This window comes from Kibdelosporangium persicum, assembly GCF_013280595.1.
Classification (GTDB): Bacteria; Actinomycetota; Actinomycetes; order Mycobacteriales; family Pseudonocardiaceae; genus Kibdelosporangium; species Kibdelosporangium persicum.
Window position 1 is genome coordinate 449554 of record NZ_JAAATY010000001.1, and the last position, 22439, is coordinate 471992.

General features: G+C 68.6%; 19 protein-coding genes. 15 read left to right on the forward strand and 4 right to left on the reverse strand.

Features of this window, described 5'->3' with window-relative positions:
- The first annotated feature begins 15 nt into the window (after window positions 1-15).
- Genes GC106_RS02105 through GC106_RS02135 form a run of 7 tightly spaced genes read left to right on the forward strand, consistent with a single transcriptional unit; the run spans window position 16 to window position 10105 of the window.
- Window positions 16-1350 (forward strand): NDP-hexose 2,3-dehydratase family protein, encoded by a 1335-nt coding sequence (locus GC106_RS02105; RefSeq protein WP_312872354.1) that lies wholly within the window; start codon window positions 16-18, stop codon window positions 1348-1350.
- Entirely contained in the window at window positions 1347-2459 is a 1113-nt protein-coding gene (locus GC106_RS02110; RefSeq protein WP_173123718.1) for a DegT/DnrJ/EryC1/StrS family aminotransferase, read from the forward strand. Before GC106_RS02105 ends, GC106_RS02110 begins: the two co-directional genes overlap by 4 nt.
- 29 nt (window positions 2460-2488) lie before the next feature.
- Entirely contained in the window at window positions 2489-3142 is a 654-nt protein-coding gene (locus tag GC106_RS02115; protein ID WP_173123720.1) for an isochorismatase family protein, read from the forward strand.
- Window positions 3139-5031, forward strand: coding sequence for an anthranilate synthase family protein (locus GC106_RS02120; protein WP_173123722.1), 1893 nt, complete (start codon window positions 3139-3141; stop codon window positions 5029-5031). The genes GC106_RS02115 and GC106_RS02120 overlap by 4 nt, the downstream gene beginning before the upstream one ends.
- A 3-nt stretch (window positions 5032-5034) precedes the next feature.
- Window positions 5035-6582 (forward strand): zinc-binding dehydrogenase, encoded by a 1548-nt coding sequence (locus GC106_RS47470; protein WP_246364616.1) that lies wholly within the window; start codon window positions 5035-5037, stop codon window positions 6580-6582.
- A 32-nt stretch (window positions 6583-6614) separates the two neighbouring features.
- The gene (locus tag GC106_RS02130; protein WP_173123724.1) at window positions 6615-8174 is read left to right on the forward strand and encodes a class I adenylate-forming enzyme family protein; all 1560 of its coding nucleotides are present in this window, start codon (window positions 6615-6617) and stop codon (window positions 8172-8174) included.
- On the forward strand, window positions 8171-10105 hold the full coding sequence (locus tag GC106_RS02135; RefSeq protein WP_246364618.1) for an FAD/NAD(P)-binding protein: 1935 nt from the start codon (window positions 8171-8173) through the stop codon (window positions 10103-10105). The genes GC106_RS02130 and GC106_RS02135 overlap by 4 nt, the downstream gene beginning before the upstream one ends.
- A gap of 45 nt (window positions 10106-10150) precedes the next feature.
- On the opposite strand, the gene GC106_RS02140 is transcribed toward GC106_RS02135, so the two are convergent.
- Complete coding sequence (locus GC106_RS02140; RefSeq protein WP_312872355.1) at window positions 10151-10960, reverse strand: AfsR/SARP family transcriptional regulator; 810 nt, start codon at window positions 10958-10960, stop codon at window positions 10151-10153.
- 241 nt (window positions 10961-11201) lie between these two features.
- Between GC106_RS02140 and GC106_RS02145 the strand changes: the two genes are divergently transcribed.
- From GC106_RS02145 to GC106_RS02170, 6 genes are read left to right on the forward strand one after another with little or no spacing between them, the layout of a single operon-like run.
- Window positions 11202-12449: an IS701 family transposase gene (locus tag GC106_RS02145; protein WP_246364620.1), complete on the forward strand. Its 1248-nt coding sequence runs from the start codon at window positions 11202-11204 to the stop codon at window positions 12447-12449.
- Complete coding sequence (locus tag GC106_RS02150) at window positions 12434-13195, forward strand: 2,3-dihydro-2,3-dihydroxybenzoate dehydrogenase (RefSeq protein ID WP_173123726.1); 762 nt, start codon at window positions 12434-12436, stop codon at window positions 13193-13195. The genes GC106_RS02145 and GC106_RS02150 overlap by 16 nt, the downstream gene beginning before the upstream one ends.
- A 33-nt stretch (window positions 13196-13228) precedes the next feature.
- Window positions 13229-13963, forward strand: coding sequence for a class I SAM-dependent methyltransferase (locus tag GC106_RS02155; RefSeq protein WP_173123728.1), 735 nt, complete (start codon window positions 13229-13231; stop codon window positions 13961-13963).
- Window positions 13963-14583 carry a dTDP-4-dehydrorhamnose 3,5-epimerase family protein gene (locus GC106_RS02160; protein WP_173123730.1) on the forward strand — a complete coding sequence of 207 codons (621 nt, stop codon included), beginning with the start codon at window positions 13963-13965 and terminating at the stop codon, window positions 14581-14583. The genes GC106_RS02155 and GC106_RS02160 overlap by 1 nt, the downstream gene beginning before the upstream one ends.
- Entirely contained in the window at window positions 14583-15497 is a 915-nt protein-coding gene (locus GC106_RS02165) for an NAD-dependent epimerase/dehydratase family protein (RefSeq protein ID WP_173123732.1), read from the forward strand. The genes GC106_RS02160 and GC106_RS02165 overlap by 1 nt, the downstream gene beginning before the upstream one ends.
- Window positions 15498-15500: 3 nt before the next feature.
- On the forward strand, window positions 15501-16421 hold the full coding sequence (locus GC106_RS02170) for an oxygenase MpaB family protein (protein ID WP_173123734.1): 921 nt from the start codon (window positions 15501-15503) through the stop codon (window positions 16419-16421).
- A gap of 48 nt (window positions 16422-16469) precedes the next feature.
- On the opposite strand, the gene GC106_RS02175 is transcribed toward GC106_RS02170, so the two are convergent.
- Window positions 16470-17273: a phytanoyl-CoA dioxygenase family protein gene (locus GC106_RS02175; protein ID WP_173123736.1), complete on the reverse strand. Its 804-nt coding sequence runs from the start codon at window positions 17271-17273 to the stop codon at window positions 16470-16472.
- 212 nt (window positions 17274-17485) lie between these two features.
- Here GC106_RS02175 and GC106_RS02180 point away from each other — a divergent pair, with 212 nt between their 5' ends.
- The gene (locus tag GC106_RS02180; RefSeq protein ID WP_173123738.1) at window positions 17486-18595 is read left to right on the forward strand and encodes a nucleotide disphospho-sugar-binding domain-containing protein; all 1110 of its coding nucleotides are present in this window, start codon (window positions 17486-17488) and stop codon (window positions 18593-18595) included.
- A complete protein-coding gene (locus tag GC106_RS02185) occupies window positions 18592-19917 on the forward strand; it encodes a protoporphyrinogen/coproporphyrinogen oxidase (protein ID WP_173123740.1) in 1326 nt (441 codons plus the stop codon). Before GC106_RS02180 ends, GC106_RS02185 begins: the two co-directional genes overlap by 4 nt.
- A 200-nt stretch (window positions 19918-20117) precedes the next feature.
- Here GC106_RS02185 and GC106_RS02190 read toward each other — a convergent pair whose 3' ends face one another.
- Together GC106_RS02190 and GC106_RS02195 are read right to left on the reverse strand one after the other, a co-directional pair.
- Window positions 20118-21722 (reverse strand): MFS transporter, encoded by a 1605-nt coding sequence (locus GC106_RS02190; RefSeq protein ID WP_173123742.1) that lies wholly within the window; start codon window positions 21720-21722, stop codon window positions 20118-20120.
- Window positions 21723-21755: 33 nt separating this feature from the next.
- Window positions 21756-22388: an NADPH-dependent FMN reductase gene (locus tag GC106_RS02195; RefSeq protein WP_312872415.1), complete on the reverse strand. Its 633-nt coding sequence runs from the start codon at window positions 22386-22388 to the stop codon at window positions 21756-21758.
- Window positions 22389-22439 lie beyond the last annotated feature (51 nt).

Here is a 22439-nt window from a genome sequence, read left to right on the forward strand (position 1 = left end):
CAAGGAGGTCCTGCGGTGTTCTCGACCGCGGCCGATGTGTGCGACTGGCTCGCCGAACGGCGGGCGATCAACGACTACCGCGTCAAGGAGGTCCCGCTCGATCAGCTGGACGGCTGGCGCATCCGGGACAACGGCGACATCGGGCACCGCACCGGCCGGTTCTACACGGTCACCGGACTCGAGGTCACCGGCGCCGACCGGCCGGTCGGCAGCTGGCAGCAGCCGATCATCGACCAGCCGGAGATCGGCATCCTCGGCATCGTGGTCAAGCGGTTCAACGGGGCGCCGCACTGCCTGTTGCAGGCCAAGATGGAGCCGGGCAACGTCAACATGCTCCAGCTCTCGCCGACCGTGCAGGCGACCAGGAGCAACTACACCAGGGCACACGGCGGCAAGCCGGTGCCGTACCTCGACTACTTCCTTGCGCCACGGCGCGACAGCGTGCTGTTCGACGCGCTGCAATCCGAACAAGGCGCATGGTTCCTGGCCAAGCGCAACCGCAACATGATCGTCGAGGTGACCGGTGACGTGCCGGTGCTGCCCGACTTCTGCTGGGTGCGGATGGACGATCTCGGTGAGCTGTTGCGGATCGACAACCTGGTCAACATGGACACCCGGACGGTGCTGTCGGGTGCGGCGAGCCTGCGTCAGGTGTCCGGCGAGGCCGCGCAACGCCCCCGGCACACCGTCGCCGAGCTGCTCAGCTGGTTCACCGAGGCCAAGGCGCGCAGTTCGATGAAACGGCGGCGAATCCCGCTGGCCGAGGTGTCCGGCTGGGCGCACGAGCACGGGATGATCAAACACCACCAGGACCGGCACTTCGCCGTGCTGGGACTGGAGGTCCTGGCCAGCAACCGGGAAGTCACCGGGTGGTCGCAGCCGATGATCGCCCCACGCGGCTACGGCGTCGTGGCGTTCCTGTCCAAACGGGTCCGCGGCACGCCGCACCTGTTGATCCAGGCCAGGATGGAGGCCGGTGCCTTCGACGCGATCGAGATGGCCCCGACCGTGCAGTGCATCCCGGACAACTACCGGGACCTGCCGGCCGGGCAACGGCCGCACTTCCTCGACGAGGTGCTGTCGGCCCCGGAGTCCCGGATCAGGTTCGACTGCGTGCACTCCGAGGAGGGCGGCCGGTTCTACCACGCGCAGAACCGCTACATGCTGGTGGAACTGCCGGAGGACGCGCCAGAGCCGGACCTGCCGGAGAACTTCGTCTGGATGACCCCGCGGCAGCTGATGGGGTTCGTCCGGTACGGCAACCACCTCAACGTCGAGGCCCGCAGCCTGGTGGCCTGCCTCGGCCTGTCCGCCGACAGCCCGGCACTACAGGGAAGGAGCGTCGCATGACGACACGGGTCTGGAGCTACCTCGCGGAGTACCACGAGGAACAGGACTCCATTTTGGACGCTGTGCGTACCGTCTTCGAGTCGGGGCAGCTGATCCTCGGCAAGAGCGTGCGGGAGTTCGAGCGCGAGTACGCGGCCTACCACGGACTGCGGCACTGCGTCAGTGTGGACAACGGGACCAACGCGGTGCAACTCGGGTTGGAGGCGTTGGGAGTCGGCTCCGGCGACGAGGTGATCACGGTGTCCAACACCGCGGCGCCCACGGTGGTCGCGATCGACGGCACTGGCGCCAAACCTGTCTTCGTCGACGTGCGCGAGCAGGACTACCTGATGGACGTCGATCTGATCGAAGCCGCGATCACCGCGCGTACCAAAGCGATCGTGCCGGTGCACCTCTACGGTCAGTGCGTGGACATGGAGCCAGTGCGCCGCCTGGCGGAGAAGCACGGCCTGGTGGTGCTCGAGGACTGCGCCCAGGCGCACGGTGCACGACATCACGGCAGGCTCGCGGGCACCATGAGTGACGCGGCGGCTTTTTCCTTCTACCCGACCAAGGTCCTCGGAGCGTACGGCGACGGCGGCGCGGTCATCACATCCGATGACACCGTGGCCAGGAACCTGCGCCGTCTGCGGTACTACGGGATGGAAGAGGTCTACTACGTCGTCCAGACTCCCGGCCACAACAGCAGGCTGGACGACGTCCAGGCGGAGATCCTGCGCCGCAAGCTGACCCGGCTGAACGACTACATCGTCGCCCGGCGGGCGATCGCGGCCCGCTACGCCGAGGAACTGTCCGATGTCGACGGTCTGGTGCTGCCGGCGACCACGCCGGGCAACGACCACGTCCACTACGTCTACGTGGTCCGGCATCCCGAGCGGGACACGATCATCGAACGGCTCAAGGGATACGACATCGCGCTGAACATCAGCTACCCGTGGCCGGTGCACACGATGACCGGCTTCAGCCACCTCGGATACCGGCAGGGCGACCTGCCGGTCACCGAGCGGCTGGCCAAGCAGATCTTCTCGCTGCCGATGTACCCGTCGCTGGCCCTGGACGAGCAGGACAAGGTGATCAGTGCCCTGCGCGACGTGCTGGCCACCCTCTGACGCTCCCTCTCGCAGGCAGGAGAACCTTCGTGCCAGGAATTCCTCCCATCGAGCCGTACTCGCTGCCCGGCGGGCCCGACCTGCCCGCGAACACCGCGGGCTGGGTCGCCGACCCGCGGCGGGCGGTGCTGCTCGTGCACGACATGCAGCGCTACTTCCTCCGGCCCTTCCCGGCTGGACTGCGGGCGAACCTGGTCGGCAACGTGGACCTGCTGCGGCGGACCTGCGCCGCGGCGGGTGTCCCGGTCGCCTACACCGCCCAGCCGGGCAGCATGACCGACCAGCAACGGGGACTGCTCAAGGACTTCTGGGGTCCCGGCATGCGCGTCGACCCGGCCGACCGTGACATCGTCGAACCGCTCGTGGTGGCCGAGGACGACTGGGTGTTCACCAAGTGGCGCTACAGCGCGTTCTTCCGGTCCGACCTGCTCGCCAGGATGCGGGCGCACGGCCGTGACCAGTTGGTGGTGTGCGGGGTGTACGCGCACGTCGGCATTCTGATGACCGCGGTCGAGGCGTTCACCAACGACATCGAGACGTTCCTGGCCGCCGACGCGATCGCGGACTTCTCCGCCGAGCACCACCAGTCGACGTTGTGCTACGCCGCCACCCGCTGCGCGGTGGTCGCCACCACCGAGGACCTCGCCGTCCGGCTGACCGTGGCCCAGGAGGCCAAGGTATGACTGATCCCGATCTGCTGGAAGCGGTCCTGGCGCCGCATCCGCCGCCGTTCGCCCTGATCCACCGGCCGGACACCGATCCGGCCGCGCTGGAGGTTTTCGTCGGGGAGTGCGCCGAGATCGCTCGACTGGCCGACATCCCACCACCTCGCACCGCCCACCGGCCTGGTAGGACCACTCAGGACACACTGGTGCTCGTGCCCTTCCGGCAGATCGCCGAGCGCGGCTTCACCTGTGTCGACGACGGCACGCCGTTGCTCGCGATGACACTGACCGGACAGCAGAAGGTTCCGCTCGGACCGGCGTTGGCGCGACTGCCCGACGAGGTCATCCGACTGGACGGCGAGTCGTTCGACGTGTCCGATGAGGACTATGCGGAGACCGTGCGTCAGGTCGTGACCGAGGAGATCGGCCGCGGCATCGGCGCCAACTTCGTCATCCGCCGCACGTGTGTTCTCGACATCGCCGGCTACCGGCCGCGCACGGCGCTGAGCTTCTTCCGCAGCCTGCTGGCGCGGGAAACGGGCGCCTACTGGACGTTCGTCGTCCACACCGGCGACCGCACGCTGGTCGGCGCGACGCCGGAGCGGCACGTCAGCCTGCGCGAGGGCACCGCGGTGATGAACCCGATCAGCGGCACGTACCGGTATCCGCAGGCCGGGCCGAGCCTACCCGGGGTGCTCGACTTCCTCGCCGACGGCAAGGAGACCGACGAGCTCTACATGGTGCTCGACGAGGAACTCAAGATGATGGCCCGGATCTGTGACGAGGGCGGCCGGGTGGTCGGGCCGTACCTGAAGGAGATGGCCAGGCTCGCGCACACCGAGTACCTCATCGAGGGCCGCAGTTCCCGCGATCCACGGGAACTGTTGCGAGAGACCATGTTCGCGCCGACGGTCACCGGCAGCCCGTTGGAGAGCGCGTGCCGGGTGATCTCCCGTTACGAGCCGGAAGGCCGTGGTTACTACTCCGGAGTGGTCGCGTTGCTAGGCCGGGATGCCGACGGCGCGCCCAGCCTGGATTCGTCGATCCTGATCCGGACCGCGGACATCGACCGGACCGGCCGGGCCCGCATCAGCGTGGGCGCGACCCTGGTCCGGCACTCCGACCCGGTCGCCGAAGCGGCCGAGACCCGGGCGAAGGCGGACGGCCTGCTGGCCGCGCTGCGCGCGAACCGGCCCGCGCGCTTCGGTTCGCACCCGGCGGTCCGAGGCGCGCTCGCCCGCCGCAACGCGGGCATATCCCGGTTCTGGCTCGCGGGCACCGGCCAGCGGGCACGTGCCGGATTCGCCTTGGCCGGGCGCGAGGTGCTGGTGGTGGACGCCGAGGACACGTTCACCACGATGATCTGCCACCAACTGCGCTCGCTCGGGCTGTCGGCCACCGTGCGCCGGTTCGACGAGCCACACGGGTTCGACGGCTACGACCTTGTGGTGATGGGGCCAGGACCGGGAGATCCGCATGACGAAACGGACGAACGGATCGGCAAGGTCTGGTGCTCCCTGCGCGAACTGCTGGTCCGCCGGTTGCCCTTCCTCGCGGTGTGCCTGAGTCATCAGGTGCTGAGCCTGCAGCTGGGCATGCCGGTGCAGCGCAAACCCCGGCCGAGCCAGGGCGAGCGGCGCGTGATCGACTTGTTCGGCAGCTACGAACGGGTCGGGTTCTACAACACGTTCACCGCGATCAGCACCGACGACAAGATCCGGGTGCCGGAGACCGGCGTGGTGGAGGTCAGCCGGGACCCGGACAGCGGTGAGGTGTACGCACTACGTGGCCCGCACTTCGCGTCGGTGCAGTTCCACGCGGAATCCGTGCTGACCACCGACGGCGTCGGCATCGTGGCGCGGCTGCTGACCGACCTGCTCGGCACGGTCCCGGAAAGGTGGGACTGAGGCATGTACGCGGCGTACATCGAGCAGTTCGGCGGGCCGGAGGTCATCCGGTACGGCGAGCTGCCCGACCCGGTGCCTGGCCCGGCAGAGGTCCTGGTCGACGTCATCGCTGCCACGGTCAACCCGGTGGACACGTTCGTCCGGTCCGGGCGATGGCGCACGCCTCTCCGGTTCCCCTTCGTCGTCGGCCGTGATCTCGTCGGTGTGGTCGCCGCGGACGCGGCAGGGTTCCGTGCCGGTGATCGCGTGTGGTGCAACAGTTTGGGCCACGCCGAGCGTCAGGGAGCGGCCGCGCAGCGAGCGGTGGTTCCGGCTGACCGGCTCTACCACCTGCCTGCGGGAGTCGATCCGGCGGACGCGGTGGCCGTGGTTCACCCTGCCGGGACCGCCTACCTCGGCCTGTTCACCCATGGGAAGGTGCGGCCGGGCGAGACGGTGTTCGTGGCGGGGGCGGCCGGCAACGTCGGCGCCGCGTTGGTCACGCTCGCCGTCGACGCCGGTGCACGCGTGATCGCGTCAGCGTCCGCTCAGGACGCTGACTACTGCCGATTCCTTGGCGCGGAGAAGGTCTTCGACTACCGGGATCCGGACCTGACAGACCTGCTGAAGACCGCGTGCCCACAGGGGATGGACGTGTGGCTGGACACGGCCGGTCGCAACGACCTGACCACGGCCGTCGAGCTCCTCGCGTTCCGAGGCCGGATCGTCCTGCTCGCCGGTCTCGACAGCGCGCCGGTACTGCCTGCCGGAGCGCTGTACCTCAAGGACGGTGTGGTGACCGGCTTCACCATCTCGCGGGCGAGTGTCGCCGAGCTGGCCGAGGCGTCGCACGTCATCAACCGCATGCTGGCGGCCGGGAAGTTGCGGCCGAGAACGCGGGCGGAACTGCCGTTGAGCGCCATGGCCGAGGCCCACCGGCGGCTGGAACAAGGACTACTGCACGGCAAAAGGCTCGTGCTGAACACGGGTGTCAACCATTCGAACGGGGAAGAGGAGCCATCGGTGACCGGACAGTCAATTGTGGACACAAGCCCGCTTTTCGAGCTGAGCGCCGAGATCCGCGTCGACGCCACGCCCGCCGAGGTCTACGCGGTGGTCAGTGACCTGCCGCGGAGTGCGGAGTGGAGCCCGGAGTGCCGGGGCGGCGAGTGGATCTCCGGTGAGCCCGGCCAGGCCGGCTCGGTGTTCCGGGGTGAGAACCTGCGCAGCGAGGAAGTGGTCGCGTGGGCGCCGCTGGTGCGCGGCACGTGGCACACCGAGTGCCGCGTGGTCGCGGCCGAACCCGGCCGGACGTTCCGCTGGATGATGCTGTCCTACGCCGGTGAGGACCAGGAAAGCGTGTGGGGCTTCGACATCCGGCCCGAGGGCACCGGCAGCGTACTGACCCACCACTTCCGGATGGGCAAGGCGACGTTCGGCATCCGCAAGATCGTCGCCGATTTGTCCGAAGAGGACCGCAGGCGGTTCGTCGCCGACTGGACCGCCAAGCTCGACCAGGACCTCGCCGACACGCTCAAGCGGCTCAGGGACGTCATCGAACAGCAGGGCTGATCCCGGTGGCACACCGGTGAAAGGAGTGTTGCATGCTGGTCCAACGCATCGCCAACAAAGGTATCCGGCTCGGCACTCTGCTCGAGCGGGCCGCGGCACGGCATCCCGGCAACGTGATCGTGCTCGATCACGACCTGGACGTCGCCCCACAGACCGGCAGGCGGGCGACTGTCGCCGAACTGGCCGAGCTGGTGGACGAGCTGGCCGCCCGGCTGTGGGCTGCGGGCCTGCGCCCGGGTGAGCGGGCCGTGGTCCACAAGGCCTCCGGTTTCGACATCACCCTGCTGGCGCTGGCGATCTCCCGGGTCGGCGGTGTTCCGGTGCTGTTGTCGCCCAAACTGGACGGCGAGACCGTCGCCGAACTGGTCCGCCGGGTGGATCGGCCGGTGCTGGTCACCGACCAGGACAAGCTGGACAACCACCTGCCCGCGTCGATCTTCGACCTGGTCAAGCGGGTGCTGGTGGCCAAGGGCAGCCACGCCCGGGCGGAACGGCTGGACGCGTTCGCCGGGGCGCCGCGGGTCGAGCCGGTGATCCGTCCGCCGGACCAGCCCGCGCTGATCACCCACACGTCCGGCACGACCGGAATCCCGAAACTGGCCGTGCACACCGGGTACACGCTCAACGCGCGGCACCGGTTGCAGGTCACGTTGTTCCGGGCGGTGCGCAAGCGCCAGACTGTCGCGGTGCACGTGTCCTTTGTGCACTCCCGGATGTTCACGGCGCTCAGTGTGCCGATGTCGCGCGGGTTCCCGATGCTGGTGCTCGGTGAATCGGAGCCCGGGCACGTGGCCCGGATGTTCGCCGCCACGCGACCGGGGTTCATCGAGGCACACCCGAACTCGTTCCTCGAGTGGGAGGAACTGGCCGACCACCCGAGCAAGCCCTTGTCCACCGTGAGCGTGTTCAGCAGCACGTTCGACGCGATCCACCCGCGGACCGTGCGGCGCATGCTGGCCGGTTCGCGCCGCCGGTTCCCGGTCTTCTTCCAGCTGTACGGGCAGAGCGAATGCGGCCCGCTGATCGGTCGGGGCTACACCAAACGCAACGCGCACAAGATGGACGGCCGTTGCGTCGGATACGCGGTGCCGGGAATGACGGCAGTGCGTGTGGTGAGCAAGGACGGGAAGCCCCCGACGGAGTCCTCGCCCGGCTACATCGAGGTGCGGACCGCGGGCCGGATCGTGACGTATCTCGGCGAGCAGGACCGGTACCGCAAGCAGGAGAACGACGGCTGGTGGCGGATGGGCGACGTCGGCTACAAGACCAAGCTCGGCTGCCTGCACCTGCTGGACCGGGAGGTCGACGAGATCCCGGGCTTCGGCAGCACGCTGGCCGTGGAGGACAAGCTCTTCGAGCGGATGCCCCAGCTCACCGAGGTGATCATCATTCCCGGCCCGGACGGTGACCCGACGCCGGTGGTGTGCACCAAGGACGACCAACCGCTTGATCGAGTCGCCTGGCAGCGGGCGGTGACCGGGCTGCCGGCCATGGCCGAGCCGGTGCAGTGGAAGCACGGCGAGCTGCCCCAGACCGCGACCACCAAGATCAAGCGATTGGAGCTGGTCAAAATGCTCCAGGCCGGTCGATGATGGCACTCGAGATCGGTATCGTCGGCGCCGGGCCGCGCGGGCTGTCCGTGCTGGAGCGGTTGTGCGCCAACGAGCGGCACTCGCCGTCACATTCGGCCGTCACAATCCACGTCGTGGACCCGGCTGGCGCGGGTCCCGGCGCGGTGTGGCGTACCGACCAGTCACGCCACCTGCTGACCAACACCGTGGCCTCCCAGATCACTGTCTACACCGACGACAGCGTACGGATGGATGGCCCGGTCGAGCCGGGCCCCAGCCTGTACGAATGGGCACGGTCCGTGGCTCTGTTCGGTTCGGTCGAGGATTTCGACGAGAAGACCCTCGCGGAGGCACGGGCGCTCGGCCCGGACGACTATCCGACACGGGCGTTCTACGGTTACTACCTGAAGCACGCGTTCGAACGTGTGGTGGCCAACGCGCCACCCCACGTCACAGTGCACGTCCACAAATCTCGCGCGGTCGCCATCGCGGACACCCTCGGCACGGTCGGCGGGCCGCAAGGGTTGCGGTTGCAGAACGGCACGCGGCTCAACCACCTGGATGCCGTGGTTCTGGCGCAAGGGCATGTGCCCGCCAGGATCACCAGCCGGGAGGCCCGGACCGCGAGCCTGGCCCGGATTCACTACCTCACCTACATCACCCCGGCCAACCCGGCGGACGTCGACCTGAGCGGGATCGAGCCGGGACAGACCGTGCTGCTGCGTGGCCTTGGCCTGAACTTCTTCGACTACTTGGCGTTGTTCACGGCCGGCCGCGGGGGAGTGTTCCGCCGCGACGGGGACGGCCTGGTGTACCAGGCTTCTGGGCGGGAGCCACGGTTGTTCGCGAGCTCACGGCGCGGGGTGCCGTACCACTCGCGCGGAGAGAACCAGAAGGGTGCGTTCGGCCGCTACACGCCTCAGTTGCTGACTCCGTCGATGATCGCGCGGTTGCGGGCACGGGCGAACCGCGGTGACTGGGTGCGCTTCGACAGCGACCTGTGGCCCGTGATCGCCAGGGAGGTGGAAAGCCTCTACTACGGCACCTGGCTCACCGCGGCGGGGCGGGATGCCGAACGACAGGACTTCGTGGCCCGGTACCTGGCCGTGGCACAGAAGGACCAGCCCGCGCTGCTGGACCGGTTCGGCATTCCGCGCAACGATCGATGGGACTGGGAACGCGTGGCGCGGCCGTACGCGGGGGTGCGGTTCACCGACCGGGCGCACTTCCAGTCGTGGCTGCTGGACTACCTTTCCTGTGATGTGCGGGAGGCGAAGGCCGGCAACGTGTCGGGTCCGCTCAAGGCGGCGCTCGACGCGTTGCGGGACCTGCGCAACGAGATCAGGCTCGTGGTCGACCACTGTGGACTGGAAGGGCATTCGTACCGCGATCAGTTGCAGGGGTGGTACACGCCGCTCAACGCTTACCTGTCCATCGGTCCGCCGGTGTCGCGGATCGAAGAGATGATCGCCTTGGTCCGGGCTGGTGTGCTGACGCTGCTCGGGCCGGGAACGCAGGTCGGCATCGACACGGCCGAACCCGCGTTCGTCGCGGCGTCCAGGGTGGTGCCGGGCGAACCGGTCCGGGCGAAGGTGCTGATCGAAGCCCGCCTGCCGGAACCGGATCTGCGCCGCACCGAGGATCCGTTGTTGCGGCACATGCTCGACACGGATCAGTGTCGTCCGCACGTGATCCCGGCCGCGGCCGGTGGTTCGTACGAAACCGGTGGCCTCGCCGTCACCGACCGGCCGAACCGGGTGATCGACGCGCAGGGCGACGTCCACCCACGCCGGTTCGCTTACGGCGTGCCGACTGAAGCCGTGCATTGGGTGACAGCGGCGGGTATCCGGCCCGGCGTGGACTCGGTGACCGTTGGCGACTCAGACGCCATCGCCCGTGCGGTCCTGGCCCTCGCGCCAGTCGCCAACGGTTCCGTCCCCGTAATCGTGTGACAACCCCTCGTGAGTGTTTATCAGGGTTAGAACCCTGATAAACACTCACGAGTCTATTAGGTGCTGGTGGAGGCGTTGCAGTTCGGCGCCCGGCTCCAGGCCCAGTTCCTCGTTCAGGTGCGTGCGCAGCCTCCGGTACGCGTGTAGGGCGTCGCCGCGCCTGCCGCTGCGGTCCAGCACGCGGATCAGTTGCGCGTACACCGATTCGTCCAGGGGATTGGTGTCGGCCAGGGAACGTAACTCGCCGATGAGCTCGCGGTGCTGGCCGGACTCCACTTCTGCCTGGATACGCAGGATTTGCGCGTTGCGTCGTTGCTCCTGCAGGTCGATGGTGTACGCCGACAACACCGGGCCGTGCTGGACGTTCGCCAGCGGCGGGCCCGACCACAGGTCCAATGCGGAGCGCAGCCGGGCCGCTGCCTCGCCGAACCGGCAGTCCGCCATCAGCATCCGGCCGTCCCGGCACAGCTGCTGGAAGCGGTGCACGTCGACCTGCCAGGGCTCGATCCGCAGCACGTACCCGAGCCGCCGGGTGACCAGCAGCCGGTCCGGCTGGCCGGTCAGCCCGGCCTGCCGGAACAGCGAACGGAGTTGGTAGATGTAGGTCTGCAAGGTCGGCTGGGCGCTGCGCGGCAGGCGATCCCGCCACAGTTCGCGCTGGATGGTCTCGGTCTGCACCACCTGGCCGGGCCTGGTCAGCAGCACGGCCAGTACCTGGAGCAACTTCGGTGTCGTCGGCGCGACGTCCTTGTCGGCGCTGACCATTCGGAGCTGGCCAAGTACGGTGAATGTCACGTCAAGCCCGGACAGGTCGGCAATCCGGGTGTCCCATTCGACGAAATCCGACGGCAGCACGTGTGCTTTCCCCTTTCGCGGAACGGATCGGGCCCATCCCAGCCACGGTGACGCACCATCCCGGCCTGCCAGCAGTGCAGAACCACACGAAGTGCGGTTGAAGAACTCCGGTGCCCGGTATGAGGACCTCATACCCGCCCGCGGTCAAGAGACTTCGTTGAGAACGGCTCGAACCGCCGGTCCTAACGTGGGAGCAGATCCGCGATGCGCCCGGATTGGACCACGAGCGAGGTGATCATCCATGAGCGACGCGGTCTTGGCCGACCTGCCCGATCTGGCTGGCCGCCCGCGAGACCCGCTCCGCGCGGCCATCCTCGGCGACCTCGGGCAGGTGCTGTTCGAATCGTTGCCCCGCAGTGACCAGCGCCGCCACGGGATGTCCTACCTGCAAGGCCTGCTCACCACGCCGGGACGCAAGTCGATCCGCAACATGGCCGCCCGGTTCGGCGGGCCCGCGACCGAACAGAGCCTGCACCACTTCATCAATTCGTCCACATGGGACTGGGACGAGATCCGCCGTGCGCTGGCGCACTATCTCGACCGCAGCACGTCGTTGCCGGCGTGGGTGGTGCGGCCGATGGTCATCCCGAAGTCGGGCCCGCACTCGGTCGGCGTGGACCGCAGGTTCTCCGTCGCCCGTGGACATGCGGTGCACGCGCAACAGGCGGTCGGGATCTGGGCGGCCTCCGACGAGCTGAGCGGTCCGGTGAACTGGCGGCTACGGCTTTCAGCGGCCTGGCTGGAGGATGAGAGCCGACGCAGTCAGGTGGCGATTCCCGGTGACGTTCGCGGGCCCGAGACGTTGGCGGACTGTGCCGTACGGGCGTGTGTGCGGACCGCGACAGGCTGGGATCTGCCGGTTCGCCCGGTCGTGATGGACGTTCCCGGCGCTGACCCCATCACGGTGGTCCGCGGCCTGCGGGCCGCGGGGCTGCGCATGCTGATCCGGGTCGATCCCGGCTTGCCGCTGACCGTCTGCGACCCGGCACTGCCAGGCCACACGGTCGCGCCGGTGCCCGCGGGCCGGGTTGTCGCCGCGGCCAAGGGTTTGCGCCGCCCGGTGACGCTGCCCTGCCTGAGCGCGGGCGGCATCGACGACGTGCCCCGAACGGTCCTGGCGGCCTCCGTTCGCGTCCGGATGCCCGCCAGCCTGCGCAAGACCGGGCGAGCAGGCCGGTACGGCGAATTGTTGTTGCTCGCCGAGGGAAGCGCTGGTCCCGGCCGTCCGGAACGGTTGTGGCTGACCGACATGGTCGGTGCCCATCCGGCGGCGCTGCTGCGCTACAGCGGGCTGATCCGCCGGGTCGACCAGGACTTCTCCGACATCGCCGAACCGGCCGGGATCCGGGACTTCGCGGGCCGTTCCTACGGCGGATGGCACCGGCACATCACCCTCGCGTCGGCCGCGCACTCGGTCGGCGCGCTGGCCGGACTGGCCGAACGGCGGAAAACGATCAGGAAGGGGAACCAGACATGGTCGCTGTGGTGACCGGGGCCGCCGGGGGGATCGGCACAGCGGTGGCCAGACGGCTCGCCGGGACCGCCACCACGGTCGCGATGGTCGACCGCGAGGCCACCGCGCTGGCCGAAGCGGTGGAGAAGCTCACCGCCGACGGCTTACCGGTGTGCGGTTTCCTCGCCGACGTGGCCGACAGCGCCGAGGTCGAGTCCGTTGTGGCCGAAGTGGAGGATCGGCTCGGACCGGTGGAGTCGCTGGTCAACGCCGCCGGTGTGCTGCGGCTCGGCGACGCGCGGCACTGCGCGGACGACGACTGGGACGTCATGTTCGCCGTGAACGCGGCCGGTGTCTTCCGGATGTCGAGGGCCGTGGTCAACCGGATGGTGCCACGCGGCCGCGGTGCCATCGTCACGGTCGCGTCCAACGCCGCCGGAACACCCCGGTCGGGGATGTCCGGCTACGCCGCGTCGAAGGCCGCGGCGGTGATGCTGACCAAGAGCATGGGACTGGAAGTCGCGCGGTACGGCATCCGGTGCAACGTGGTCGCACCCGGGTCCACCGACACGGCGATGCTGCGGTCGATGTGGCACGGCGAGGCCGGGCCGAAGGCCACTCTCGAAGGTGATCTCGCCGCGTACCGGCTGGGCATCCCGCTCGGCAAGATCGGGCAGCCGTCCGATGTGGCCGACGCGGTGGGGTTCCTGCTGTCCGACCGGGCCGGGCACATCACGATGGCCACGTTGACCGTCGACGGCGGGGCCACGCTCGGAGTTTGACCGGTTCACCTCTTCTGGAAGAAAGGACTGCCTGTGGCGACGAGGACAGCTCCGGGGATCTACCACCGGGCCGAGCTGTATGACGTGATCTACCGTGGCAGGGGCAAGGACTACCAGGGCGACGTCCGTGAACTGGTCGAGCTGGTCCGCGCGCGCAACGAGCGGGCGTCGTCGCTGCTGGACGTCGCCTGCGGGACCGGCGGGCACCTGCGCCACTTCGCCAAGGAGTTCGAGCGCGTCGCCGGTGTCGACCTGGCCCAGGACATGGTGGACACCGCCCGGCGCAACCTGCCTGGCATCCCGGTGCATCAGGGCGACATGTGCCGATTCGACCTGGGTGAGCGGTTCGACGTGATCACGTGCATGTTCAGCTCGATCGGCTATCTCGGCGATGTGTCCGAACTGGACTCGGCACTGCGTTGCCTCGCCGCACACCTCAACCCTGGTGGCGTGCTGATCATCGAACCGTGGTGGTTCCCGGAGCGTGCCGTCGGAGGGCACGTCGTGAGCAATCTCGTGTCCGAAGGAGACTACACCGTTTCCCGTGTGTCGCATGCGGTGTTGACCGACAAGGCACACGAGATGCAGGTGCACTACATCGTCGCCACCCCGGAGCAGGGGATCGAGCACTTCACCGACACGCACGTGCTGTCGTTGTTCACCCGTGAACAGTACGAATCGGCCTTCACCAAGGCCGGGTGCGCGGTCGAGTACCTCACCGAGGGGCGGCCCGGTCCTGGCTTGTTCATCGGCACGAAGGCAAGCTGATGCGGTCGGAGCCGTTGACTGTGGACGGTGCCTACGTGTTCACGCCGCCGGTCTACCGGGACGACCGCGGCTTCATCCTGGCACCGTTCCAGGAAGAACCGTTCGGTACCCAGGTGGGGTATCCGCTCTTCCCGATCGCGCAGACCTGCTTCTCCCGTTCCCGTCGGGGCGTGGTGCGTGGCGTGCACTACACGGCCACTCCACCGGGGATGGCGAAGTACGTGTACTGCGTGCAGGGCGTGATCCAGGACGTGCTCATCGACCTGCGGACCGGTTCGCCGACGTACGGCGAATACGACAGCGTGGTGCTCGACGAGAAGGAGTTCAAGGCGCTGTACGTGCCGGTCGGTGTTGGGCACGCGTTCGTCTCGCTGGCCGATGACAGCGTGATGCACTACATGCTGTCCGAAAGCTACACCGCAGGGACCGAGTTCGCGGTGCATCCGCTCGACCCGGAACTGGGTCTGCCGTTGGTCATCGACTCCGATCCCATTCTGTCCGACCGGGACAGGAACGCGCCGACACTCGCCGAGGCCAAGGCGGCCGGGCTGTTGCCGAGATACGACAAGTGCCTGGAGATCGAAGCCAAGTACGGCCACCCAGGCCGGCGGGACCCGTGATGCGGGCCGCGGTCCTCGGTGGCACGGGCTGGGTCGGCCGGCACGTGTGCGCCCTGTTCGAAAAGCGTGGCCACCAAGCCATCGCGGTGGCCCGGCATCGGCCCGCGGACCTGCCGTACCCGTACGAACGACTCGACCTCGCCGACGTGACGCCGGACGAGATCGCGGACCTCATCGTGCGGGAACGGGTCGATGTCGTGGTGAACGCGACCGACGGCGCCAACGCCCACGACGGGTTCCATGGCTCTGACGAGCACATGACACGGGTGAACCTGGACGCTGTGCACACGGTGATCGACGCACTGGGCAGTGTGCCGTGGCGGCCCCGTCTGGTGCACCTCGGCACGATCCACGAATACGGCGTCTTCGCCGAAGGCTTCGCGGTCCACGAGGACGTGCCCGCGAAGCCGGCGAACGTGTACACACGGACCAAGTACGCGGGCTCGGTCGCGGTACTCGACGCAACCCGGCAGGGCAAAGTGGACGGTGTGGTACTGCGGATCACCCAGATCTTCGGGCCACGGCCCTCACCGGCCACGTTCCCGGGCAAACTGCTGGCCACGCTGCGCGTGGCAGCGGCGGGCGAGCCGGTCTCGGTCCGGATCGCGGCGGCCAGACGCGACTTCGTCGACGTGCGGGACGTGGCGGAGGCGGTCGTGCTCGCGGCCGGGAGCCCGGTCACCGGCCGGGTGATCAACATCGGCAGCGGGACCGCGCTGGCCATCCGTGACCTGGTCGAGCAGTTCGTCGCGGCGGCCGGTCTGCCGCCCGGCGCGGTACGCGAGGACCCCAGCCCGGTGACCAGTCTGGGCGGCGGCTGGATGCTCGCGGACATCCGGCTGGCGGAGGAACTACTCGGCTGGCGCCCGCACTTCGGGGTGCCGGACTCGTTGCGTGCCATGTGGGAGAGCTGACTTATGGGTGCCAAGGAACGCTATTCACGGCTGCGTGAGATCGAGTCGATGGACGTGGCGGAGTCCTGTAGCCGGATCTGGTTGCTGGACATGGCCTACGAGTTTCCGTGGGAATGGCAGATCGCCGGCAGCATCGCCTTCTACGCGAGCTTCGCGCCCGCCAGGCTGGCCGAACTGCTCGTGCGGACCGGGGAACTGACCGGGAACACCGAGAAGCGGCTCGAGGACACGTCGATCCTGATGTGGGAGACCTTCCGGCACGGTGTGCGCGGGAAGGAAGGCAAAGCGGCGGTGCGGCAGCTCAACCGTATCCACCGCAACGCCGTACGGCACATCAGCGACGAGCACCGGCAATGGCGGATCACCAACGAGGACTACTTGTTCGTGCTCGCCACCACCATGTTGACCACCATCCGCTGCGCACGCAGGATCACCTGGCGGCCGTTGAGTGACAAGGAGATCACTGCCGCCTATCTGCACTTCCGCGAGATCGGCGAGGTCATGGGGCTGAAGCAGATCCCGCAGACCTATGCGGAGATGGCGCAGTTCCATGACGGCTACGTCGCCAAACACGTCCGCTACTCCGCCGAGGCGGAACGGCTGTACCTGGCGACGCGAGGCATGATCGTGGATGTGCTGACCGGGTGGATGCCGAAGCGGCTGGCCGGCGCCGGACAGCGGCTCGCGCTGGCGGGCCTGCCCGCGCTGCTGCCCAAGGAGTTGCGTACGGCCTTCGGCGTGCCCGACCCGTCGCCGGCGCTGTCCGCGGTCGTCAACACGGTGTTCCGGCTGCGGGCGGCGTTCGTGCGCCGGATGTCTCCGCGTACGGAATCGGCCATGCCGGACCGTTTCCCGACCGAGAAGTTCCCGGACGCCGACTACCGGATGGACCAGATCGGTCCCGCGCACACCGTCCGCGACTGACCGAAGCCGCCCTGAAGGGCCCGTAGTGGACCCTTCAGGGCATCGGTGTCACTGGAAGTCGGCCACCAACGGGTAGCGCTCGGTGTCGAGGCGTTGGCCCGGCTGCACGCCCAGATCCTCTTCGGCCGTGCCGTACTCAGGGTCGAAAACCGTGTCTGCGTCAATGTAGACAGTGCCGAGCGAGACCCGGTCCTGCTGGGTCAGGTTGGCACCGGCCATGTGTACCACCCGCTCGTGGTGGAAGGTCATCCCGCCGGCCCGCAGCGGCACGACGATCCGGGGCTGCCAGGCCAGTTCCGGGCGGGTGGTGAAGATGTCCCAGTCGTCGGTGGTCGGCTCCGGGCCGATGTGGGAGCCGGGCACGAAGCTCATACAGCCACGCTCCACCGGCACGTCAGTGAGCGCGACCCACGCGGTCAGCGACGCGCCGTACGCGCCGCGGTCCGCACCGCTTTTCCACGGCCAGTAAGGAGCGTCGATGTGCGGCGGCGTGACGCTGGACTTGTCGTGGGGCTTGCGGACGATCTCGCTGCGGAACATCCGCAGCTTGTTGCCGGTGAGCTTCTCCGCGATGGCGGTGATCCGCGGGTGCAGCGCGAGCCTGCGCAGCACGGCGCTCTCCGGGTTGTCCACCCACTCCATCACCGTCCCGTCCACAACGGACGGGTCGACGGTCTTGTCCCACGCCATCTTCTGGCCCCGGCTCAGCCACTCCTCGGCGTCGCGGAGGCACTCCGCGACCTCCTCGTCGGTGAGCACCTTGGGCAAGTGTGCGAACCCGTTCGCCCGGAACGCCGCGATGGCCTCGTCCGTCAGGTTCTCCGGCGTGGTGAGCTCCGCTGGATTCGACATACCGGTTGTTCCTTTCTCCGTTGTGGACAAAAGCGCCGTACTGTCCACTGCTGGCAACGAATCCGAGGCTAGGCGGCGGAACACGCCGGTGCGCGAACCGGGAACGGGATCTGTCAAGTCCCGCGCCCGACCTGACAGATCACGCCCGGATCGCTTGGGGCCGAACGGCTTCGCGCCCGACACTCCGGGTGCCGAATCCCCTAGGAGGAGTTGTGAAGTTCCTGTTCGTACCGGGGAACAGCCCTTCCCCGATCTTCTCCCAAGCCGTGCTGGCCACGGCGGCCCGCAGCGCCGGGCACCAGGTCATGGTAGGCGGAATCGACTGGGTGCTGCCGGACATCGCCAGCGTCGGCCTTTCGCCCGTCCGGATCTCCCCGTTGACCGAGCAGGACGTCGCCGAGTTCATGGCCACCGCGCCGGAGGACCCGGTGGAGCAGGCGATCGCGGTCGGCCGGATCTACGCCAGGATCGCGCTGGACACCCAGCGGCCGTTGCTGGAGCTGGCCGAACACTGGCGGCCGGACCTGGTGGTCGGCGGTTCGATGTTCTACAGCGCCCCGCTGCTGGCCCACCAGCTCGGCATCCCGGCGGTGCGGCTGGACTGGGACCGTTGTGACTCCGCGATGTACGCGCCGGGCGCGGCCGAGGTGCTGGAACCGGAGTTGTCCCGGTTCGGCCTGACCACCATGCCGGATCCGGACCTGTGGGTGGACATCTGCCCGCCGAGCCTGCGGGCCAAGGACGCGCCGGACGTGCGGCTGATGCGCTGGTCGCCGGTGAACCCGCAGATCCCGCTCGAACCGTGGATGTACCGCAAGGGCGACCGGCCACGCGTGTACATCACGGCGGGCGCAAGGCTTTTCAGCGGTGACCACCTGCGTGACATGGCGCGCGGTATCGCGGACCTCGGCGCCGAGGTGCTGATCGGCGCGCCCGAACGGGTGGCCAAGGACCTGAGGGAGCAGTTGCCGGACGCGACGATCGGCTGGATGCCGCTGGACGTCGTCGCGCCGACGTGTGACGTCATCCTGCACCACGGTGGTGGCGTCACCGACATGACCGCGATCCGCTACGGCGTCCCGCAGGTGATCGTGAACTACGACATCTCCCGTGACGCGATGCAGCAGCTGGCGGACTACGGTGCCGCGATCATGCTCAAGCCGGGCGAGCAGGAGCCGGAGAAGATCGCGGCGGCCTGCCGTGAGGTCCTGGGCGATCCCCGGTTCCGGGCACGGGCCGGCGAGCTGGCCGCGGAGATCGAGTCCCTGCCCGCGCCCGCGGAGGTCGTGGGCCTGATGGAGAAGCTGGTGACCGGACGATGAGCGGCCGGACCAGGACCGCCGTGATCGGCGGCGGGATGGCGGGGTGTGCCGCGACCAAGGAGCTGGTCGCCAGGGGACATTCGGTCGACGTGTTCGAGGCCGGTGACGGGCTCGGTGGCCGGGCCCGTTCGTGGCACCGGCCGGAGATCGAACCGAGTGTCGGCATCAACCTGATGTGCGCCAGCATCTACGACCTGATGTGGCAGCGTGTGCGCGAGTACGGCCTGGAGGACCAGCTGGTCGAGATCTCCAGCAACCTGCTGGTGGTCGACAACGGGGTGCCCGCGAGCCTGCCGTCCGACTCGCCGGCCGCGGTGCTGTCCTACCGGCATGCCCCGCGCCGTGACCGGTTGTCCTTCGTGGTCAACTCGATGAAGGAGTTCGTCCTCAACAAGAAGAAGATCGACCTGTTCGACGCGGAGAAACTGGCCGCGTTCGACGACGGCGCGACCGCGGTGGACTACGGCCGCAGGTTCCTGTCGCGGCGCGGGTTCGACTACATGCTGCGGTCCCAGATCGAAGGGTTCTGGAACTTCCGGTGCGAGGAGATCTCGGCCGCGCACGCGAAGGCGTTGCTCGCCACCATGGGCGGCGTGAAGTTCTACGTGTTCGCCAACGGCATGCAGGTTCTGGCCGAACGCGACACACTGGGCGCACGGGTCCGGTTGGGGCACGAGGTCACTGAGGTCCGTCAGGTCGGTGACCGTGTCGAGCTGACGTGGCGTTCGGGCGGTGACGTCGACTCGGACGTGTACGACAACGTCGTGGTGGCGACTCCGGCGCCGATAGCGGCCAAGTTGACGGCGTCCTTGCCCGGGCAGTGGGTGGACGCCGACACCCGCAGGTTCCTGGAGACCCAGGAGTACGAGCCCGCGCTGTCGGTGTCCTATCTGGTCGATCGGGGAAACCTGCCGTCGCAGACGCACCTGATGGCCGGTGGGGCCGGGGATCCGAAGATCCGCAACATGATCATCTACCCGCGGCGGACAGCCGAGGGACGGCGGGAGAAGTTCCTGGTGTTCGCGTATCCCGGCAGGGAGATCACCCGCAAGCTGCTGGGCCGGCCGGCGGAGAAGCAGTTCGAGACGGTGACCCCGCTGCTGCGCACGATGGTGCCGGACTTCCCGGCGGACCCGGAGCCGTTCCAGATCGCCGAACGGCCCTACGGGTTCCCGATCCCGGCACCGGGCCGGTACCGGTGGTCGGTCCGGGTGTCGAAGAGCCAACGCCCGCCCGTGGTGTACGCGGGCGACTACTTCAGCGCCCCGACAACAGAGGCAGCCTTGCTGGCGGGAACCCGCGCCGCGGCCAGGCTGATCTGACCCGCGTGTCCACCATTGCGGCACCGTGAGATACACGTTCCGGCACCATGAGTTCGCCCCGGCGATGCTGTTGGGGGGATTTCATGGTGCTGGAACGTGTGTTTCGGGGTGCCGGAAAGGTGGACACGGCGCGCAAAGGGCGGGATGCCTGGTCCGGAAGGGTTCCGGGCCAGGCATCCCGCGGGAGGCGAGGGCAAAGGTCAGCTGGGGGTACCTGCCTGTTGCCCTCGCAGGGCGGAGGTGTCCTCCTCGGACTCCGCCGGTGACTCCTCGGCACCCACGGGGGGAAGGTGCCGCAGGAGGCTGACCGAAACGACGGCGAGTGCCGCCATGAGCACCGCGCCGACCAGGCCCGCGATGTTCAGGCCGCTGGTGAACGCTTCCCTGGCCGGTTCCAGCAGCGCGGTGGCCTGCTCGGGCGGCAGGTTCTGGGCCGCCGCCACGGCACCGTTCAGGCTTTCCCTGCCTGCTTCCGCCGCCTGCGTGGGCAGTCCGGCCGGTGTCGTCGATTCGATCTCCGAGCGGTAGACGGCCGTGGCGATCGTGCCCATCACCGCGACGCCCAGGCCGACGCCGAGTTCGCCGCTGGTCTCGGACAGCGCCGCCGCCGCACCGGCTTTCTCACCCGGCGCGGTGCCGACCACCATGTCGGTGGTGAGCACGCCCATGGGGCTCAGGCCCGTGATGGTCACGACGCCCGCCACGATCAGCAGACCGATTCCCGACACCGCGTCCACCTGGGTGATCAGGACAAAACCGACGACCGAGATCACCGCGCCGCCCGCGATCACGTAGGCCGGGCGCACCTTGCGGGCCAGGAACGGGGCGATCAGCGATCCCAGCACCGCCGCCAGCGCGATCGGGATCATCCACAGCCCGGCCGTCATCGGCGACAGTTCCCGCACCGACTGGAGGAACTGCGGGTAGAGGAAGTTCACGCCGTTGATCGCGGTGATTCCCAGCAGCAGCAAGGCGAGCGCGGCGGTGAACGCCCGGATCCTGAACAGCTTCAGGTCGATCATCGGGTGGGTCAGGCGCTTCTGCCTGCGGGCGAACACGTAGCCGAGCACGAGACCGGCCACGATCGCCACCCACGGCAGCCAGGACCCGTGCCCGGCCGCGATCTCCTTCAGGCCGTAGATGACCGGCAGGATGGTCGCCAGCGACAGCACCACGCTCAGCAGGTCCAGTTTGCCGCCGTCCGGGTCGCGGTACTCCGGCAGCAGGATCGGCGCCAGCACCACCAGCAGCACCATCACCGGGACGGCGATCAGGAACACCGAACCCCACCAGAAGTTCTCCAGCAGCGCGCCACCGACGATCGGGCCGATCGAGATGCCCGCCGAGAACGTCGTCATCCAGATGCCGATGGCCAGGCCTCGTTGCCTGGGGTCCTTGAACATGTTGCTGATCAACGCGAGCGTGGACGGCATCAGCGTCGCACCGGCGACACCGAGCGCCGCACGGGCGATGATGAGCATCAGCGGCGAGGTGGAGTACGCCGCGAGCACTGACGCCAGTGCGAACGCGATCGCACCGATCACCAGCAGTTTGCGGCGCCCGATCCGGTCGCCGAGGGTACCCATGGTGACCAGGAACCCGGCGATCAGGAAGCCGTAGATGTCCAGGATCCACAACAGTTCCGTGCTGCTGGGCCGCAGATCCGCGCCGAGGTGCGGCGCGGCCAGGAACAGCACGCTGACGTCGAGGGCGAGCACGAGCAGCGGCAGGGTGAGCACGGCGAGACCGAGCCACTCCTTCGGCCCGGCCCGCAGACCGGGCTGAACGGCCTCGTTGGTCGGCATGGGAATGTCCTTTCTTCGGATGACGAGGAGGGTTCAGCGTCCGTACGGGTGTCTGGACCGGTGGGCGCGCAGGGCTCTCGCCCACCACCCGAGCCGGGCCAGCAGCACGTCGGCCGCCTTGTCCTCGGCCGCGCTGTCACGGGGCCTGCCGTCTTCGCCGAATCGTTCGGTGTGGTTGTGGAAGCTGACCGTCTCGCGGATGGTGACCGCGTCCAGTTCGGCGAAGACCAGCCGCAGCTGTTCCACCGCACGAAGCCCGCCCGCCAGGCCGCCGTAGGAGACGAAACCCACCGGCTTGGCCTGCCACTCCGCACGGAACCAGTCGATCGCCGTCTTCAGCGAACCGGGAAAGCTGTGGTTGTACTCGGGGGTGACGATCACGAACGCGTCCGCGGCGGACAGCCACCGGGCGAGACTGCGGACGGGCTGGGGACGGTGGCCGTCGGGTTCGTGGCCGTCCACGCTCAGCACGTCGGGCAGCCACGCCTCACCGAGGTCGATGACGTCCAGGTCGATGTCGTCGTGCCGGCCGGCGCGCCCGGCGAACCAGCGGGCCACGGTCGGGCCGAACCGGCCTTCGCGGGTGCTGCCGATGATCACGGCCAGCCGGATCCGGTCGGCCGGCAGGTGCTCGGACGGCTCGCCAGGGCGGCCGTCGGCGGCCACGGTTGTCACAGCGCCGCGCTCCTTTCTCTCGGCTGCCTTCCGGTCGTGACC

What these genes read in the sequence shown, in the direction of transcription:
- GC106_RS02110 (WP_173123718.1), top strand. Translation starts at nt 1,347, where the DNA reads ATGACGACACGGGTCTGGAGCTACCTCGCGGAGTACCACGAGGAACAG.
- GC106_RS02120 (WP_173123722.1), top strand. Translation starts at nt 3,139, where the DNA reads ATGACTGATCCCGATCTGCTGGAAGCGGTCCTGGCGCCGCATCCGCCG.
- GC106_RS47470 (WP_246364616.1), top strand. Translation starts at nt 5,035, where the DNA reads ATGTACGCGGCGTACATCGAGCAGTTCGGCGGGCCGGAGGTCATCCGG.
- GC106_RS02130 (WP_173123724.1), top strand. Translation starts at nt 6,615, where the DNA reads ATGCTGGTCCAACGCATCGCCAACAAAGGTATCCGGCTCGGCACTCTG.
- GC106_RS02135 (WP_246364618.1), top strand. Translation starts at nt 8,171, where the DNA reads ATGATGGCACTCGAGATCGGTATCGTCGGCGCCGGGCCGCGCGGGCTG.
- GC106_RS02145 (WP_246364620.1), top strand. Translation starts at nt 11,202, where the DNA reads ATGAGCGACGCGGTCTTGGCCGACCTGCCCGATCTGGCTGGCCGCCCG.
- GC106_RS02150 (WP_173123726.1), top strand. Translation starts at nt 12,434, where the DNA reads ATGGTCGCTGTGGTGACCGGGGCCGCCGGGGGGATCGGCACAGCGGTG.
- GC106_RS02160 (WP_173123730.1), top strand. Translation starts at nt 13,963, where the DNA reads ATGCGGTCGGAGCCGTTGACTGTGGACGGTGCCTACGTGTTCACGCCG.
- GC106_RS02165 (WP_173123732.1), top strand. Translation starts at nt 14,583, where the DNA reads ATGCGGGCCGCGGTCCTCGGTGGCACGGGCTGGGTCGGCCGGCACGTG.
- GC106_RS02170 (WP_173123734.1), top strand. Translation starts at nt 15,501, where the DNA reads ATGGGTGCCAAGGAACGCTATTCACGGCTGCGTGAGATCGAGTCGATG.
- GC106_RS02175 (WP_173123736.1), bottom strand. Translation starts at nt 17,273, where the DNA reads ATGTCGAATCCAGCGGAGCTCACCACGCCGGAGAACCTGACGGACGAG.
- GC106_RS02185 (WP_173123740.1), top strand. Translation starts at nt 18,592, where the DNA reads ATGAGCGGCCGGACCAGGACCGCCGTGATCGGCGGCGGGATGGCGGGG.
- GC106_RS02190 (WP_173123742.1), bottom strand. Translation starts at nt 21,722, where the DNA reads ATGCCGACCAACGAGGCCGTTCAGCCCGGTCTGCGGGCCGGGCCGAAG.